At 68.8% G+C, this 13,494-nt stretch carries 13 protein-coding genes; 7 read left to right on the top strand and 6 right to left on the bottom strand.

Annotation, left to right across the window (positions count from 1 at the left end):
- Positions 1 to 129: 129 nt before the first annotated feature.
- The gene (locus FG154_RS15540; RefSeq protein ID WP_145109865.1) at positions 130 to 690 is read left to right on the top strand and encodes a glutathione S-transferase family protein; all 561 of its coding nucleotides are present in this window, start codon (positions 130 to 132) and stop codon (positions 688 to 690) included.
- Between the two features lie 161 nt (positions 691 to 851).
- Complete coding sequence (locus tag FG154_RS15535) at positions 852 to 1,322, top strand: DUF427 domain-containing protein (RefSeq protein WP_145109862.1); 471 nt, start codon at positions 852 to 854, stop codon at positions 1,320 to 1,322.
- A gap of 163 nt (positions 1,323 to 1,485) precedes the next feature.
- On the opposite strand, the gene FG154_RS15530 is transcribed toward FG154_RS15535, so the two are convergent.
- Positions 1,486 to 1,809, bottom strand: coding sequence for a THUMP domain-containing protein (locus FG154_RS15530; protein ID WP_145109859.1), 324 nt, complete (start codon positions 1,807 to 1,809; stop codon positions 1,486 to 1,488).
- Between the two features lie 416 nt (positions 1,810 to 2,225).
- Here FG154_RS15530 and recD2 point away from each other — a divergent pair, with 416 nt between their 5' ends.
- Entirely contained in the window at positions 2,226 to 4,436 is a 2,211-nt protein-coding gene (recD2, locus tag FG154_RS15525; protein WP_145109856.1) for an SF1B family DNA helicase RecD2, read from the top strand.
- Between the two features lie 470 nt (positions 4,437 to 4,906).
- On the opposite strand, the gene FG154_RS15520 is transcribed toward recD2, so the two are convergent.
- From FG154_RS15520 to FG154_RS15500, 5 genes are all read right to left on the bottom strand, one after another.
- Complete coding sequence (locus tag FG154_RS15520) at positions 4,907 to 5,467, bottom strand: hypothetical protein (protein ID WP_145109853.1); 561 nt, start codon at positions 5,465 to 5,467, stop codon at positions 4,907 to 4,909.
- 57 nt (positions 5,468 to 5,524) lie between these two features.
- Positions 5,525 to 5,716, bottom strand: coding sequence for a hypothetical protein (locus FG154_RS15515; protein WP_145109851.1), 192 nt, complete (start codon positions 5,714 to 5,716; stop codon positions 5,525 to 5,527).
- 16 nt (positions 5,717 to 5,732) lie between these two features.
- Positions 5,733 to 7,358, bottom strand: coding sequence for a cbb3-type cytochrome c oxidase subunit I (locus FG154_RS15510; RefSeq protein ID WP_145109848.1), 1,626 nt, complete (start codon positions 7,356 to 7,358; stop codon positions 5,733 to 5,735).
- The gene (locus FG154_RS15505) at positions 7,355 to 8,101 is read right to left on the bottom strand and encodes a cupredoxin domain-containing protein (protein ID WP_145109845.1); all 747 of its coding nucleotides are present in this window, start codon (positions 8,099 to 8,101) and stop codon (positions 7,355 to 7,357) included. The genes FG154_RS15510 and FG154_RS15505 overlap by 4 nt, the downstream gene beginning before the upstream one ends.
- 147 nt (positions 8,102 to 8,248) lie before the next feature.
- Positions 8,249 to 8,611, bottom strand: coding sequence for a hypothetical protein (locus FG154_RS15500; protein ID WP_145109842.1), 363 nt, complete (start codon positions 8,609 to 8,611; stop codon positions 8,249 to 8,251).
- Positions 8,612 to 8,793: 182 nt separating this feature from the next.
- Between FG154_RS15500 and FG154_RS15495 the strand changes: the two genes are divergently transcribed.
- The 4 genes from FG154_RS15495 (at position 8,794) to FG154_RS15480 (ending at position 13,488) form a co-directional block, all read left to right on the top strand.
- A complete protein-coding gene (locus tag FG154_RS15495; protein WP_246100325.1) occupies positions 8,794 to 9,228 on the top strand; it encodes a DUF305 domain-containing protein in 435 nt (144 codons plus the stop codon).
- 457 nt (positions 9,229 to 9,685) lie between these two features.
- Positions 9,686 to 10,411 carry a response regulator gene (locus FG154_RS15490; RefSeq protein ID WP_281282085.1) on the top strand — a complete coding sequence of 242 codons (726 nt, stop codon included), beginning with the start codon at positions 9,686 to 9,688 and terminating at the stop codon, positions 10,409 to 10,411.
- Positions 10,408 to 11,760: an ATP-binding protein gene (locus FG154_RS15485; RefSeq protein ID WP_145109839.1), complete on the top strand. Its 1,353-nt coding sequence runs from the start codon at positions 10,408 to 10,410 to the stop codon at positions 11,758 to 11,760. The genes FG154_RS15490 and FG154_RS15485 overlap by 4 nt, the downstream gene beginning before the upstream one ends.
- Before the next feature lie 90 nt (positions 11,761 to 11,850).
- On the top strand, positions 11,851 to 13,488 hold the full coding sequence (locus FG154_RS15480; protein ID WP_145109836.1) for an efflux RND transporter periplasmic adaptor subunit: 1,638 nt from the start codon (positions 11,851 to 11,853) through the stop codon (positions 13,486 to 13,488).
- Positions 13,489 to 13,494 lie beyond the last annotated feature (6 nt).

Raw genomic sequence — 13,494 nt, 5'->3', positions numbered from 1 at the left:
GGGACGCCGGTTGCCGAGAAGCAGGTTCCTGACGGTCGTCGCTGTCTCGCGATGCGCCTCTGGCTTCCGCCGACCCGCCACCCATGCCGGCTGCCGTTGCCGCCGCGCGGATCCGGGACAGGGTGAGCCATGACCGACCTGACCCTCCGGCATGTGCCATTTTCCCGGTCGACCCGCATCCTCTGGCTGCTTGAGGAGATCGGCTGCCCGTATCGGCTGGACCTGCTGACCCCCGCGACGACGCTCGATGCCGCGCTGCATCCGGCCGAACCTCCGGCCCTGCGCGACGGCGAGGTGGCCATGCATGAGACCGGCGCCATGACCGAATGGCTGTGCGAAACCCGCGCGCCGCAGCTCTGGCGTGCTCCCGGAACCTCCGGCCGGATCGGCTGGCTCGACTGGGTGCATTATGCCGAGACGCTGGCCCAGCACGTCGCGCGCCGAGCAGAACCGCCGGCGGCCGATCGCCTGATCAACGCTCTCGATCTGCTGAACGCGTGGCTCCAGGAGTCCGAATGGCTGCTGAGCGGGTTCTCCGGCGCGGATTGCCAGGTCGGCTATTCCGTGTGGATCGCGTCCCGGGTCATCCCTCTGGAAGGCCATCCGGCGCTGCATGCCTATCTCGGCCGGTGCGAGGCGCGTCCGGCCTTTCGCGCCGCCTTCGGCGCGACCGATGTGAGATTGTCCTGAATGGCGCTGCCGGTCGGGCCGGATGCTGAGATCGGGAAGACAGTTGCTGAAGGTGCATCGACCGAGTTTGTCAGCCACGTTCCCGGCGCGCCGCGTCGTCGCATGCGAGGGTGACGATGCACCGCGACCTATCCCTCGATGCCCCTGAGAGGAAAGCCCACATGGATCTTCCCCGTGAGAACGTTCAGTCCTATCCCCGCCCGCCAGTGGTGGAAGAGGTACGTCAGCGCCTCACCATCACCCTGGGCGGCGAGGTGATCGCCGACACCACCCGGGCGCTGCGGGTTCTCGAGACCCATCACCCGCCAACCTACTACCTTCCGCCCGAGGACATATCCGCCACCCTGACGCCCGCCGTCGGGAGGTCGGTGTGCGAATGGAAGGGCGTCGCGCGGTACTATGATGTGACCGGAGGCACCAGAACGGCCCGCCGCGCCGCATGGGCCTACGACGACCCCACCCGGCGCTTTGTCGCCCTCACCGGCTATCTGGCGTTCTATCCCGGCCTGATGGACGCGTGCTTCGTCGGCACCGCCCGCGTCACGCCGCAGCCCGGTGAGTTCTACGGCGGCTGGGTTACGCCCAACCTTGACGGCATCCCTAAGGGCGCCCCGGGCACCAACCACTGGTGAGTGGGGCGAACGTATCGAGCGCTGCACGTGCGCGAGCGGCTTCGTCCCAAGGCTGCTCGCAACACCTGCCGCACCTGGCGCGCGGCTGCTCTGGGGATGGGGCATCAGGCGCTGGCCGGCAGTTTCCGTGCGTATCCTTGTCCGCCTCGACCGCGTCGCACGGCTAGGATTCCGACGTCTTCGTGGCGGTACGGCAACCTTCCAGAGCGTGCCGGATACCGGCCTCGCTTGCGGTCGACAGATCCAGCCCGGCGTTCCGGGCATCCCGGTAAACATCCCGTCGGATCCTTACCACGATTCCAATCTCCGGATCCACCTTGCTGGCAGAGCCGCGCGACCGCTCTGCGGACGCGATGAACCGCGCGACTCGCTCCATATCCGGTTCGATCGACTGGTTCCGCGGCGTGGCGCGCCATGCGACGAGGCACATCACCAGGCCCATGGCAGTCCCCGCGATGCTGACGATGGTCTGCTCGTGTCCTGTCATCACTGCCCCTCGGCCACTCTTGTTGCCGCAGGCAACATGGTCCACTCCGGGTGGCGGTGTGGTCAAGCGGGCATTTGCGGAGGTCACGGAAGAATATCGGAAGCGCAGCCGAGATCGGCGAGCGCGAAGGATGGGATCAAGGAGAAGCTCTCGCTTGGACACTTAAGGACAGGCGCCGGGGCGCCGGTGACGTTCAGGGGGTCCGGGCGCGGCAGGAGGCGTGCCCGCTCAGACGGCCCCGGCCCGGAGGGATGCCAGCTCCGACATGTCCTTCCCTCAGGCTGTCGTGGCAACGTTAGTGCAAGATCCTACACCGGCCTCGGCGCCTGTCCGTTGCGGCGCCGTCCCATGGCTGGTCGACCTGGACCGTCTGCGCTAGGACGGCAACACCGTTCCCCTATTCGAAACCGTTTCCCGTGCCCCCGGACCCCGCGCCCCCCTCCCACGCCGAGGGCGAGCTTCTCGCCGGCCTCGTCGAGCGCGTGACCTTCCACAGCGCCGAGTCCGGCTTCTGCGTCCTGCGCGTCAAGGCCCGTGGGCACCGCGACCTCGTCACGGTCGTGGGCCATGCCCCGGTGGTCTCGGCCGGCGAGTGGATCACCGCTGCCGGCACCTGGATCAACGACCGCACCCACGGGCTGCAGCTGAAGGCGCGGTTCCTGAAGACCGCGGCGCCGTCTTCGCTCGCAGGCATCGAGCGCTACCTCGGCTCCGGCATGATCCGCGGCATCGGGCCGGTCTACGCCAAACGCCTCGTCCAGGCCTTCGGCAAGGAGGTCTTCGACATCATCGAGGCCGCGCCCGAGCGCCTGCGCGAGGTCGGCGGCATCGGCCCGCTCCGCGCCGCCAAGATCATCGCCGGCTGGGCCGACCAGAAGGCCGTGCGCGAGATCATGGTGTTCCTGCACGACCACGGCGTCGGTACCGCCCGCGCCGTCCGCATCTACAAGACCTACGGCCGCGAGGCGGTCGAGGTGATGACCGAGAACCCTTATCGGCTAGCGAAGGACATCCGCGGCATCGGCTTCCGCACCGCCGACATCATCGCGATGAAGCTCGGGATCGAGCCGACAGCGATGGTCCGCGTCCGCGCCGGCATCGCCTACGCCCTGACCGAGGCGATGGGCGACGGCCACTGCGGGCTGCCGGTGGCGGACCTCAAGGCGCTGGCGGGGAAGCTGCTGGAAGTGCCCGAGGCGCTGGTCGACACCGCGCTGGAGCTGGAGGTGGCCGAAGGCACCGTCATCGCCGACCGCGTGGGGGAGACCAACTGCCTGTTCCTCGCCGGCCTCTGGCACGCCGAGCGCGGCATTGCCGACCGCCTGCGCCGCCTCGCCTCGGGGTCCCCGCCCTGGCCCGCCATCGACGCCGACCGCGCGCTGCCCTGGATCGAGGGCAAGACCGGTCTTGCGCTGGCGCCGAGCCAGGCCGAGGCCGTGCGCCTCGCGCTGCGGTCGAAGGTGCTGGTCATCACCGGCGGCCCCGGCGTCGGCAAGACCACGCTGGTGAACGCCATCCTGCGCATCCTCGGCGCCAAGGGCGTGCGGCTCCTGCTCTGCGCGCCGACCGGCCGTGCGGCGAAACGGATGACCGAGGCGACCGGCCTCGAGGCCCGCACCATCCATCGCCTGCTCGAGTTCGACCCCAAGGCCTTCGGCTTCAAGCGCGGCGAGGAGAGCCCGCTCGACTGCGACCTGCTGGTGGTCGACGAAAGCTCGATGGTCGACGTGCCGCTGATGCATGCGCTGCTGAAGGCGGTCCCCGACGGCGCGGGCCTGCTGATCGTCGGCGACATCGACCAGCTGCCCTCCGTCGGACCGGGGCAGGTGCTGGCCGACATCATCGGCTCGGGCGCGGTGCCGGTGGTGCGGCTGACCGAGGTGTTCCGGCAGGCGGCGGCGAGCCGGATCATCACCTCGGCGCACCGGATCAACCAGGGGCTGATGCCGGACCTCGCGCGCCCCGAGGGCGAGACCGACTTCTACTTCATGCCGGCCGCCGACCCGCCCCAGGCGGTGGCGCGGATCCTCGAGCTGGTGCGCGAGCGCATCCCGCGCCGCTTCGGCCTCAACCCGGTGCGCGAGGTGCAGGTGCTCTGCCCGATGAACCGCGGCGGCGTTGGGGCGCGGTCGCTGAACGTCGAGCTGCAGGCAGCGCTGAACCCCGGCGCCGAGGGTGTCGAGCGCTTCGGCTGGCGCTTCGCGGCGGGCGACAAGGTCATGCAGGTCGAGAACGACTACGACAAGGAGGTCTGGAACGGCGACATCGGCTTCATCGGAGCGGTCGATGCCGAGGAGGCCGAGCTGGCGGTGGATTTCGACGGCCGGACGGTGAGCTACGGCTTCGGCGAACTCGACGCGCTGGTGCCGGCCTACGCCACGACGATCCACAAAGCCCAAGGGTCCGAGTACCCGGCGGTGGTGATCCCGGTCATGACGCAGCACTTCACCATGCTGCAGCGCAACCTCCTCTACACCGGCGTCACCCGGGGGCGAAAGCTGGTGGTCCTCGTCGGCCAGCCCAAGGCGGTGGCAATTGCGGTGAAGAACGTGACCGGGCGACGGCGCTGGTCGCGCCTCGCCGAGTGGCTGGCGGCAGATGGTGCCAGAAAGCTTGATGGCGAATAGGTCTGCTTAGCCCAGCTTAGAAGGTCATGCTGCGCGTCAGCGGTCTGACGCACGCGCGGCACGGCATCCGCAGCGCTCTGTGAAATCGGCCGCTCAAGCCGACGACGTGAACGGGCGCGATGCGCAGGAAGCGGCCGTAGCGCACGGGAAGGCGCTTGGCACGACCTGTTCAGCCCGGCCCACAGCGGCCTGTCGATCCTTCGAGCCCAATTTCCCAAAGGCGCCGCTCGAGCACGCCGCAGCGCGGGATCAGTCCCTTCTCGGGTTGTGCCGCTTGAGCCTCGCCGAGCGATAGCGCCATCAGTCTTTAGCCGCTCGTCGTGCAATTCGCGCCTCCGCCCGTCGTCGGGATAAAGTGCTGAATGCAGCCCTCGCAGCTTTAGTACGCATCGGAGAAGTGTGGCCAGAGGTGCGGCCGATCATCGGGCCTTCCAAGCGCCGTCGGGCCCAACGACCGGCCCCTCGTTCTTTCAGTCCGACAGCGGACGGAACACGCCCGGATAGCGGTTGAACGCCAGCCGCTGTACAAGCGAACCGTCAACCGTGCGGACTTCGGCGATGACATTTCCATCGGGCTGCTCCGCAATCTCTCCGAGTTTCAGGCGCGGGTTGGCGTGAGCGTCGAGCAGCCCCTGCAGGTAGACACGCACCCGTTCCGGCGTCATCTCCCGGGCGGGCGTCGCGGCGCCATAAAGGGCATCGGGTCCAAGACCTTTTCCGGCCGCGGCTCCGCCAGCCACCATCGGACAGCCCATTGCTCCACCCATGCCGGAGGAGGCCATCCCTGGCATCATCCCCTGCATCATGCCCATCATTTCGGGCGACATCATGCCGGTCATCCCGCCCGTCATCGCAGGCGGGCTTGCTTCCGGCGTGACCGTCTCGGTGGGCGCCGCCTGCGTTGCAGCCTCGGGCTGCCCCGCAGGATGATGGGCCTCATGATCCTCGGCGTTCGTCTGAGCTGTCGCAACCGCCGCCGTCAGAATGAAAAGCCCGGCGAGCATCACGAGGCGTGTGGTCTTCCGTTCCATCTTTCTTCCTTTCTCCAGATGAGCGGGCGCGTTCCAGAACGCGCCCGGCGACGCATCTCAATGGTCAGTTGTGGACCAGCGCGATCCGGTGCGCATCAGGACAAGGGCCAGTCCCAGGAACAGCGCGGCACCGAAGCCCCAGACCCACGCATAGCCGATCATGTCCCCCCACGGCGCGAGGGCGTAGGCCGCGGCAAGTGCGGTCCAGATGGCGGCAACCGCAAGCAGAAGTCCGATCTCGAATTTCATGGTCGTCTCCCTTGCTTCAGTGGCCACCGGTGCCTCCTGTGGCCTCGATGGGCAGCGCCCGCATCAGTTCGAATCCCAGCGCCGTGAAGCCGTACATGCCGATCACGATCGCCAGGATGCTCAGGGGTCCAGCCAGAGCGGCGACACCGGGACGGATCGGTCCCGCCCAGGCGAGGGTAACGGGCGCCGCGGCAGGCCTCTGCGGCAGCAGGCACGCGGCCAGGGCGAGCGCATAGAGCGCAATCGACAGCGCCATCACGATGCCGCCCCCGGCGACGACCGGCATGAGTTGGCCCCAGATCGCGGGAGCCTCGCCGCCATAGCTCGCGTCCAGCACCCGACGCGGCACGCCCAGATAGCCGGCCGCGATCCCGGCTGCCCCGAAGGCCAGCAGCCCGAGCGAGGCGGCGACGGGCAGGCGGAACGCCAGCCGAGGCCAGGCGGCCGCGCGCCCGGTCAGGGCGGGAAGCAGAACCGCCAGCGCCGCGAGGAAGCTCAGCGTCACCGTGCCCACGGTGAAGAAGTGGAAATAGCCCGGCACGAAGAAGCTGTCGGACAGAAGCGGCGCCAGATCGGCCTGGATGAGGACGAAGGCAAAGACGAGGCCCAGTCCCATGTTGACCACCGCACATCCGGCCGCCGCCATCGCCGGGTTCGCCCATGGCAGCATCCTGATCCAGCCGAAGAGGCCCCTCCCACCGCGCGAACGGGCGTGAACCTCGAGCGAGGTCACGATGATCAGGAAGGCGGTCAGCGTCGGCACGCTAACGAAAAGCGAGAGCAGCGAGCCCAGGACCCGGATCGGCTGGGGCAGGTCCGGCTCCAGGAACATGTGGTAGAGCGAGGTCGGCGGCACGAAGACGAGATACATCGCGAAGACCACCTTCGAGAACCGTTCCCCGAAGATCGAGGTGACTCCGGTCAGCTCGCGCATCAGCACATACCAGACGATGACGGTGCCCATCAGCGGCAGATAGTGCATGTTGTGAAACAGGATGTGCCAACTCGTGCCGTGCCCCTCGGGGAAGCCCGCAAGGCCCAGCGACCAGAGAAAGCCCGGCAGGAAGGCGTAGAGCGCCGCGAAGCCGCTGACCATCAGGAAGCCCGCCCAGATGAACAGGGCGAAGCCGGTGGCGGACAGCGCCTTGCCCCGGGTGAGGGTGCGGATCGCCGGCAGCGGCAGGACCAGCAGCGCCGCGCCGAGGAGCAGGTAGCCCGCGTTGAACAGCGCCAGTTCCTCGGGCGCATCGCGCGCGAGGTCCGGGTTCCCGTCATAGAGGAAGGGCGTACCGGTGCTCGCCACCGCCGAAAGGACGAAGCCCGAGACGAGAAGGCCGAAGCCCAGCCAGCCGAGGCGGCTCCAGTCCAGTCCCCGGCCGCGATCGGCGGCCGCGAAGGCCAGAAGGATCGCCGCCTGCACGAGGTAGAGCCAGTAGAAGAAGGCGCTGGTCCCGTGCAGCGTCAGGACGCGATAGCCGTCGTCGAACGGAAGCCGGATCAGGCCGCCGCGAACGAGGGCCGTGAGCGCGCCCCCGGCGACGCCGACCAGAAGCGCCACGATCGCAGCACCCGCCATGGCAAGCAGCAGGCTCCGGGCAGAGGGGGCGAGGCCCCCAAGCCGTTGGGAAAGCGGGCCGGTCATGCCTTTGCTCCTTCCACCACCGAAATCCGCGCCTGCATCGCGTCGTGGCCGGCTCCGCAGAAGAAGCTGCAGGTGACGAGCAACTCGCCCGGCTCGCGGAAGGTGAACTCCTGCTCGACCAGTTGCCCGGGACGCAGCCGGATCATGCGCCCGCCGGTGCCGAACTGGATCGAGGCCCCGTGCGCCACGTCCGTGGCCATCATGCGGAAACGGTAGGTCGGGCCGACCTCCAGACGCAGGTGCGAAGGCTCGTAGAACCAGCGGCTGGCGAGAAGCGGCACCACGATGGCCTCGGCGTGAGAGTCGGGACCCTGCGCCGCGCCATGCCCGGTGCCGTGATCCGTCGGCATATCCATTCCCGGCATGTGCATCGCGTGCAGGTCCGGGCCTGCCACATCGTGCTCGTCGCTGGCCGGTGCAGGTTTCGCATGCCCAGCGTGTGCGTCTTGCGCCGCGGCGGGTCCGCTGCGTGGAAAGACGCTTCCATCCGGTTGCTCGTAGCGCGCGACGAAAGCCCGGACCTCGTCCTCGAAGGCGGCCACCTCGGAGGACGCGTCCATCCCTCCGCCCGCATGCGCCGCATGCCCGGCGGCGCCGGCCGAGGGTGCGGGAGCCGCATCGATGAGATCGAAGGGGCCGGGCGCCACGCCATAGAGGGCCCAGAGTCCATAGAGGGCCGTGCCCCCGAAACCGGCCGTGGCGATGAAGCCGCGGCGCGTCGTGAAGTGATTTCTGTTCGTCATTTTCCTGATCTCGATGGAGGAACCGGCAGCCCCCGGACCCCCGCCGCAATCGGTGTCGGGTGCAGGAACCGCGCGTGCCCTGCGCCGCGACGGCCACCGGGGGCCGAGGCGCAGGTTTCCGCATCCGGCAGCGCGCCGGCGGCTGGATCAGGTGGATTTCGGCGGGCGCCGGTCGGGAGGAAGCGAGCGGCCCGGCGGCAGGCCTGTCTCGAGCAGCAGGGTCATGGCCCGCTCGACCGTAAGCGGTGGCGACGGTCCGGCGTTGCTTGTCGGCACGACGAGACAGGCGGCGTGGCCGATGCAGAGGCCGCCATTCCCGACGCTTCCGTGGGTCGGGTGCAGGCAGTCCGCATCGTCCGCATGAGCGGCCGCCGTCAGCGCCACCGTATCCTGGCCGAGGGCTTCGGCCATGTGGACCGGCACGATGGCGGCAAGCCAGACAGCGAGCAGCAGGAAGGACAGGCGCAAGCCGACGAGCAGGCGGCGCGCCGCCCGTTCCATTCCGGCCATGAACCTCTCCGCAATCACCTGTGCGCCCTCCCAAAGGTGCGGAATGCTTGCACGATAACCGGCGCCTATCCTTGATCCCGATCAATCTATCCGCACTCCCGCGGCACGGGGTGACGCCCGTAGCCGGGAACCGACGAAGCTCTCGCGGGCTTCTCCCTTGTTCCAGCGAAAGGACGGGTCCCATGCATCGCACGATTCCCCTGTCCCTTCCCCTGATCCTGTGCGCCGGCCTTGCGCTGGCACAGGATGCGCCCGCGCCCTCGGCCGGTGACGCAGCGGCGCTTCCCGCTGCCTGCCAGACATCGGGTGGCGGCATGATGGATCATGGCGGGATGATGCAGATGCCCCACGGCGGCGGCGCCGCCTCGGCGGGCTATGGCGCGGCCATGCAGAAGATGCAGGGTCCGATGATGATGGCCATGGCCATCGAGGACCCCGACCTTGCCTTCGCCTGCGGAATGATCCCGCATCATCAGGGCGCGATCGAGATGGCCCGCACCGTGCAGCAGCACGGCAAGGACGAGACGATCAAGGCGATGGCGCAGAAGATGATCGATGACCAGACCCGGGAGATCAGGGAACTGACGGACTGGATCTGGGAACACGGTCAGAGGTGACGGAAAGGCGGGGCAGCCGGAGCACACAAAGGAATCGCATCCGTTCCCGAACTTCTTCCGCGCGCTCGCAATATCGCCCTCCTTCAGTTGAGAGCGCGCCGCCGAACCGGGAGTGGCGTGAAGCATGCCCCGTGACCTCGGGCTCATGTCAGTTCCCTGATGAACATGTTCGGGAACGGCGCACATGGTCACCTGCATGGCGGCGGTGTGGAACTTCGGGACCAGGGGCGAGACGAGACATGGGTCCGATACGCGCCTTGGAATGGCGCCTCAGGCAAGAGATAATGCGTCTTTGCCCGGAAACCCAACCGAGCGGGATCAGGACGAACGACACGATGAAGCGCCGCCGTTTCCCCTGCCTGTCTGTCTGCGACGACCCATCCGTCGCGGGCACGCGTGAGCCTGTTTCGGCGAGGCGCGGTTACGTAGCGTCCGACCAGCGGAACAGGGACAAGGTGTGGCAGAAGTGACCGAAGAGGCATCGCTGGCAGAAGCGACGGTTCTTCTGGTGGACGACGACCGGGAGATCCTGCTTCTCGTGTCGCGCTTCCTGCGGGCGAACGGCTTCCGCGTCCTCACCGCCCGCAACGGCGCCGAGATGATGGCCGCGCTTCCGACCGGCGGGATCGAGCTGGTCGTGCTTGACGTCATGTTGCCGGGCGCGAGCGGCCTAGACCTCTGCCGTGAGTTGCGACGGGACAATCCTGTTCCGATCATCATGCTGACCGCGAAAGGGGACGAGGTCGACCGCATCGTGGGCCTCGAAATGGGCGCCGACGACTATCTGCCGAAGCCCTTCAACCCGCGCGAGCTTCTTGCCCGCATCCGCGCCGTGCTGCGCCGTGGCGCGGCACCTCTGCCCGTCCGGCGCGGGCGGAAGATCGCCTTTGCCGGCTGGACGCTCGACACGATGACCCGCGAACTTCTTGGGCCGGACGGCGCGCTGGTCGATCTCTCCGGGGGCGAGTACGATCTGCTGCTGACCTTCCTCGAGGCGCCGCAGCGGGTGCTCTCGCGCGACTATCTTCTGGACTCGGCCCGCAACCGTGTGGCCGAAGGCTTCGACCGCTCCATGGATGTGCAGGTGAGCCGGCTCCGGCGCAAGATCGACCGACAGGGGACGCTGATCCGGACGGTCCGCGGTGCGGGCTACCTGTTCTCGGCGGACGTGGTGCGGTCTTGAGGCGCCTTCTCGCGGTCGTGTCGCACTGGCTGGACGGGCTGGCGGGCCGGACCACCCTGGTGCTGATGGTGTCGATCGCGCTCGTCCACCTTGTAAGCCTGCACGGCTACCGTCGATCGCTGACCGAGGAGACAACGCTGGCCAGCGAAGCCCGTCTGGCCGACCGCATGGTCACGATCATGCGCGCGGTCACGCTCGCACCCGAGGAAGAACGCGATCTCGTGGCCCACAACCTGTCCGGAGGCGCCATCCGCGCGCACTGGAGCCGCACGGATCATGCGGTCCCCGGGGGTCCCGGTTCGCAAAACCTTGGCGAGCTGGCCCGGCGGCTTGAAGCCATGGCGCCCGAACTGGCCGGCGGCGGGCTGACGATCGGCACGGGCGGCGACGGAGGTCTCGACGACCCGCATGTCGCACTCATCTCTTTCCGGCTGCCGGACTCGGGCTGGCTGAACGTGGCCCTTCTGTCCTACGCCGTGCCCCCTCCCGTCACGGCGGGACGAACGCTGCTCTCGACCAGCCTCATGGCGCTCGGCGGCCTTGTTCTGGCCGCCTTCCTCGTGCGCTGGCTCTCGAGGCCGCTCGGGGCCTTCGCCCGCGCGGCCCAGAGCTTTTCGGAAGGTGCGGCGGCCTCGCCCGTCGCGGAAACCGGGCCTCGCGAGGTGCGGGCGCTGGCGCGTGCCTTCAACGACATGCAGGCCCGCATCGCCCGTCTCATCCTCGACCGGACACAGGCGCTGGCCGCGGTGTCCCACGACCTGAAGACGCCAATCACACGCCTGCGCTTCCGCGCCGAGGAGATTGCGGATCCGGATCTGGCCGGTGCGGTGGCCCGCGATCTGGACGAGATGGAACGGATGATCGACCAGACCCTTGCGTTCCTGCGCGGCGAGCGGCGCGACGAGGAGCTTCGCCCGGTGGATCTGGTGACGATCCTCGAGACGGTTGCCGATGGGCTTGCGGATCGGGGGGCCGAGGTGACGCTGGATGTGCCGGACCGGGCGGTGATCGCGGGACGCAGGCTCGCCCTGAAGCGCGCGTTCGGAAACCTTGCGGAGAATGCCGTCAAGTACGGCGGGAAAGCCCGGATCAGTCTGGTCGAGGGGAGGGACGACCTTGTTGTGGAGATCGAGGATGACGGCCCCGGCATCGCCCCTGGCGACCGCGCGCGTGCGCTGGAACCGTTCGTCCGGCTGGAGCCTTCGCGCAACGTCGAAACGGGGGGCTTCGGGCTTGGCCTCACCATCGCGGCCTCGATCGTGGACGGGCACGGCGGCACGCTCGCGCTGCTCGACGGTGAAGGCGGAGGCGGTCTTCTCGTCCGGGTGACGCTTCCCAGGAATCATTGAGGCGCTGACACACTTTGTTACAGACGCGCAATCACGGCGCTGCGGAGCACCTTTAGGTTTTCCGGTCGAACCTGTGCCGGAGCAACCCCTGTGCGCCTACTTCTCCCCATCCTGCTTGCGCTGCTCGTCACCCCTGCGGCGGCGCACGAAGGCCACGATCACGGCGAAGCGCCTCCTCCCGTCAACGTCAATGTGGCCCCGAGAGCCGAAGCCGTCTCGAACCTGTTCGAGGCGGTCGCTGTGGCCGCAGCCGGGGCGGTCGACATCCATCTCGACCGGCGGGAGACCAATGAGCCCGTGTCGGACGCCTCGGTCGAACTTGAAGCGGACGGGCAATTGCTTCTGGCGGAAGCCGTGGCCGACGGCAGTTACCGGGTGCCCTTTGCCGCCGGACCGGGGAGCCATGATCTGGTGCTGACGGTGATCGCGGGAAGCGATGTCGATGTTCTCGCCCTGACGCTGTCGGTTCCCGAGCCTCCGGTCGCCGCGCCCGCATCTTCGGCTGCCATCTCCCCGGCTTCGATCCTCGGGGATCTGCAGAAACGGCTGGAGGCGGCGGATCCGCTGCTCCTGCTGGGGGTAGCGACCGGGTTTCTCGGCGGTTTCGTCGCGGCGCTGCTGATCCGCCGGCGCCCGACGGCAGCGGCTGCGCTGGCTCTCCTGCTGCTCGCGCCGAACCTCGGCCGCGCCGAAGTGGCGCTGGCCGCCATTCCCGCGCCGGCCCAGGCCACCGCCCGCGATGTGGCGCAGCGATTGCCGGACGGATCCCTCTTCGTGCCGAAGCCGACGCAGCGACTTCTGGCGATCCGGACCGCCGTGACAGAAGCCGGACGTCACTCCGGCACGGTGGAACTGGCGGGCCGGGTCGTGCCTGACCCGAATGCGAGCGGCTACGTCCAGGCCTCCCTTGAAGGCAGGCTCTTTCCGCCGGAGGGGGGCTTTCCCCAACTCGGGCAGCGCGTGGAACGTGGACAGCTTCTGGCCACCGTCGAGCCGACGCTCGGCGCCGCGGATGCCGTCGACATCGAGCAGCAACGCAGGGCGCTGGACCAGGACATTGCACTGGCCCGCCAGAAGCTGGACCGTCTCCGCCGGCTCGTGGGCGCGGTGCCCGAGGCGCAGGTGGCCGATGCAGACCTGGAACTCAAGGGGTTGCTCGAGCGCCGGGCGGGACTCGAGAGCGGGGATCTCGCGTCGGAACCGCTGCTTGCCCCGGCATCGGGCGTGATCGCGGCGGGCCGCGCGGTGGCGGGCCAGATTGCGACACCGGGCAGCACCATCTTCCAGATCGCCGACCCGAAGGCGCTCTGGGTCGAGGCGCTGAGCTTTTCCTCCGAGCCCCTTGCCGGCCCCGCCACGGGCCTGCCGGCCGGAGGCAGTCCCGTGGCCCTCAGCCTTCTTGGCATCGGTCTTGCCGAACTCGGGCAGGCCACGCCGGTCCAGTTCCGCGTGACGGGCTCCGCGCCCGGCCTCAGGGCCGGCCAACTCCTGACGGTCCTGGCGGAGGCGGAAAGCACCCGCGAGGGTCTGGCGCTGCCGCGCGAGGCCGTGGTGCGCGCGGGCAATGGACAGGCGCTGGTCTATGAACACACGACCGCCGAGCGGTTCGAGCCGCGCGAGGTGCGGGTCGCCCCGCTCGACGGCGCACGGGTTCTGGTGCTGGCAGGGATCGGCGACGGCGCGCGCGTCGTGACCCAGGGCGCCGAGCTCCTGAACCAGATCCGCTGACGCCGC

Origin of the sequence: Cereibacter sediminicola, assembly GCF_007668225.1 — a bacterium.
Taxonomy (GTDB): Bacteria; Pseudomonadota; Alphaproteobacteria; order Rhodobacterales; family Rhodobacteraceae; genus Cereibacter_A; species Cereibacter_A azotoformans.
The sequence above is the reverse complement of the archived record's forward strand: the minus strand, read 5'-3'. Positions and strand labels throughout refer to the sequence as shown.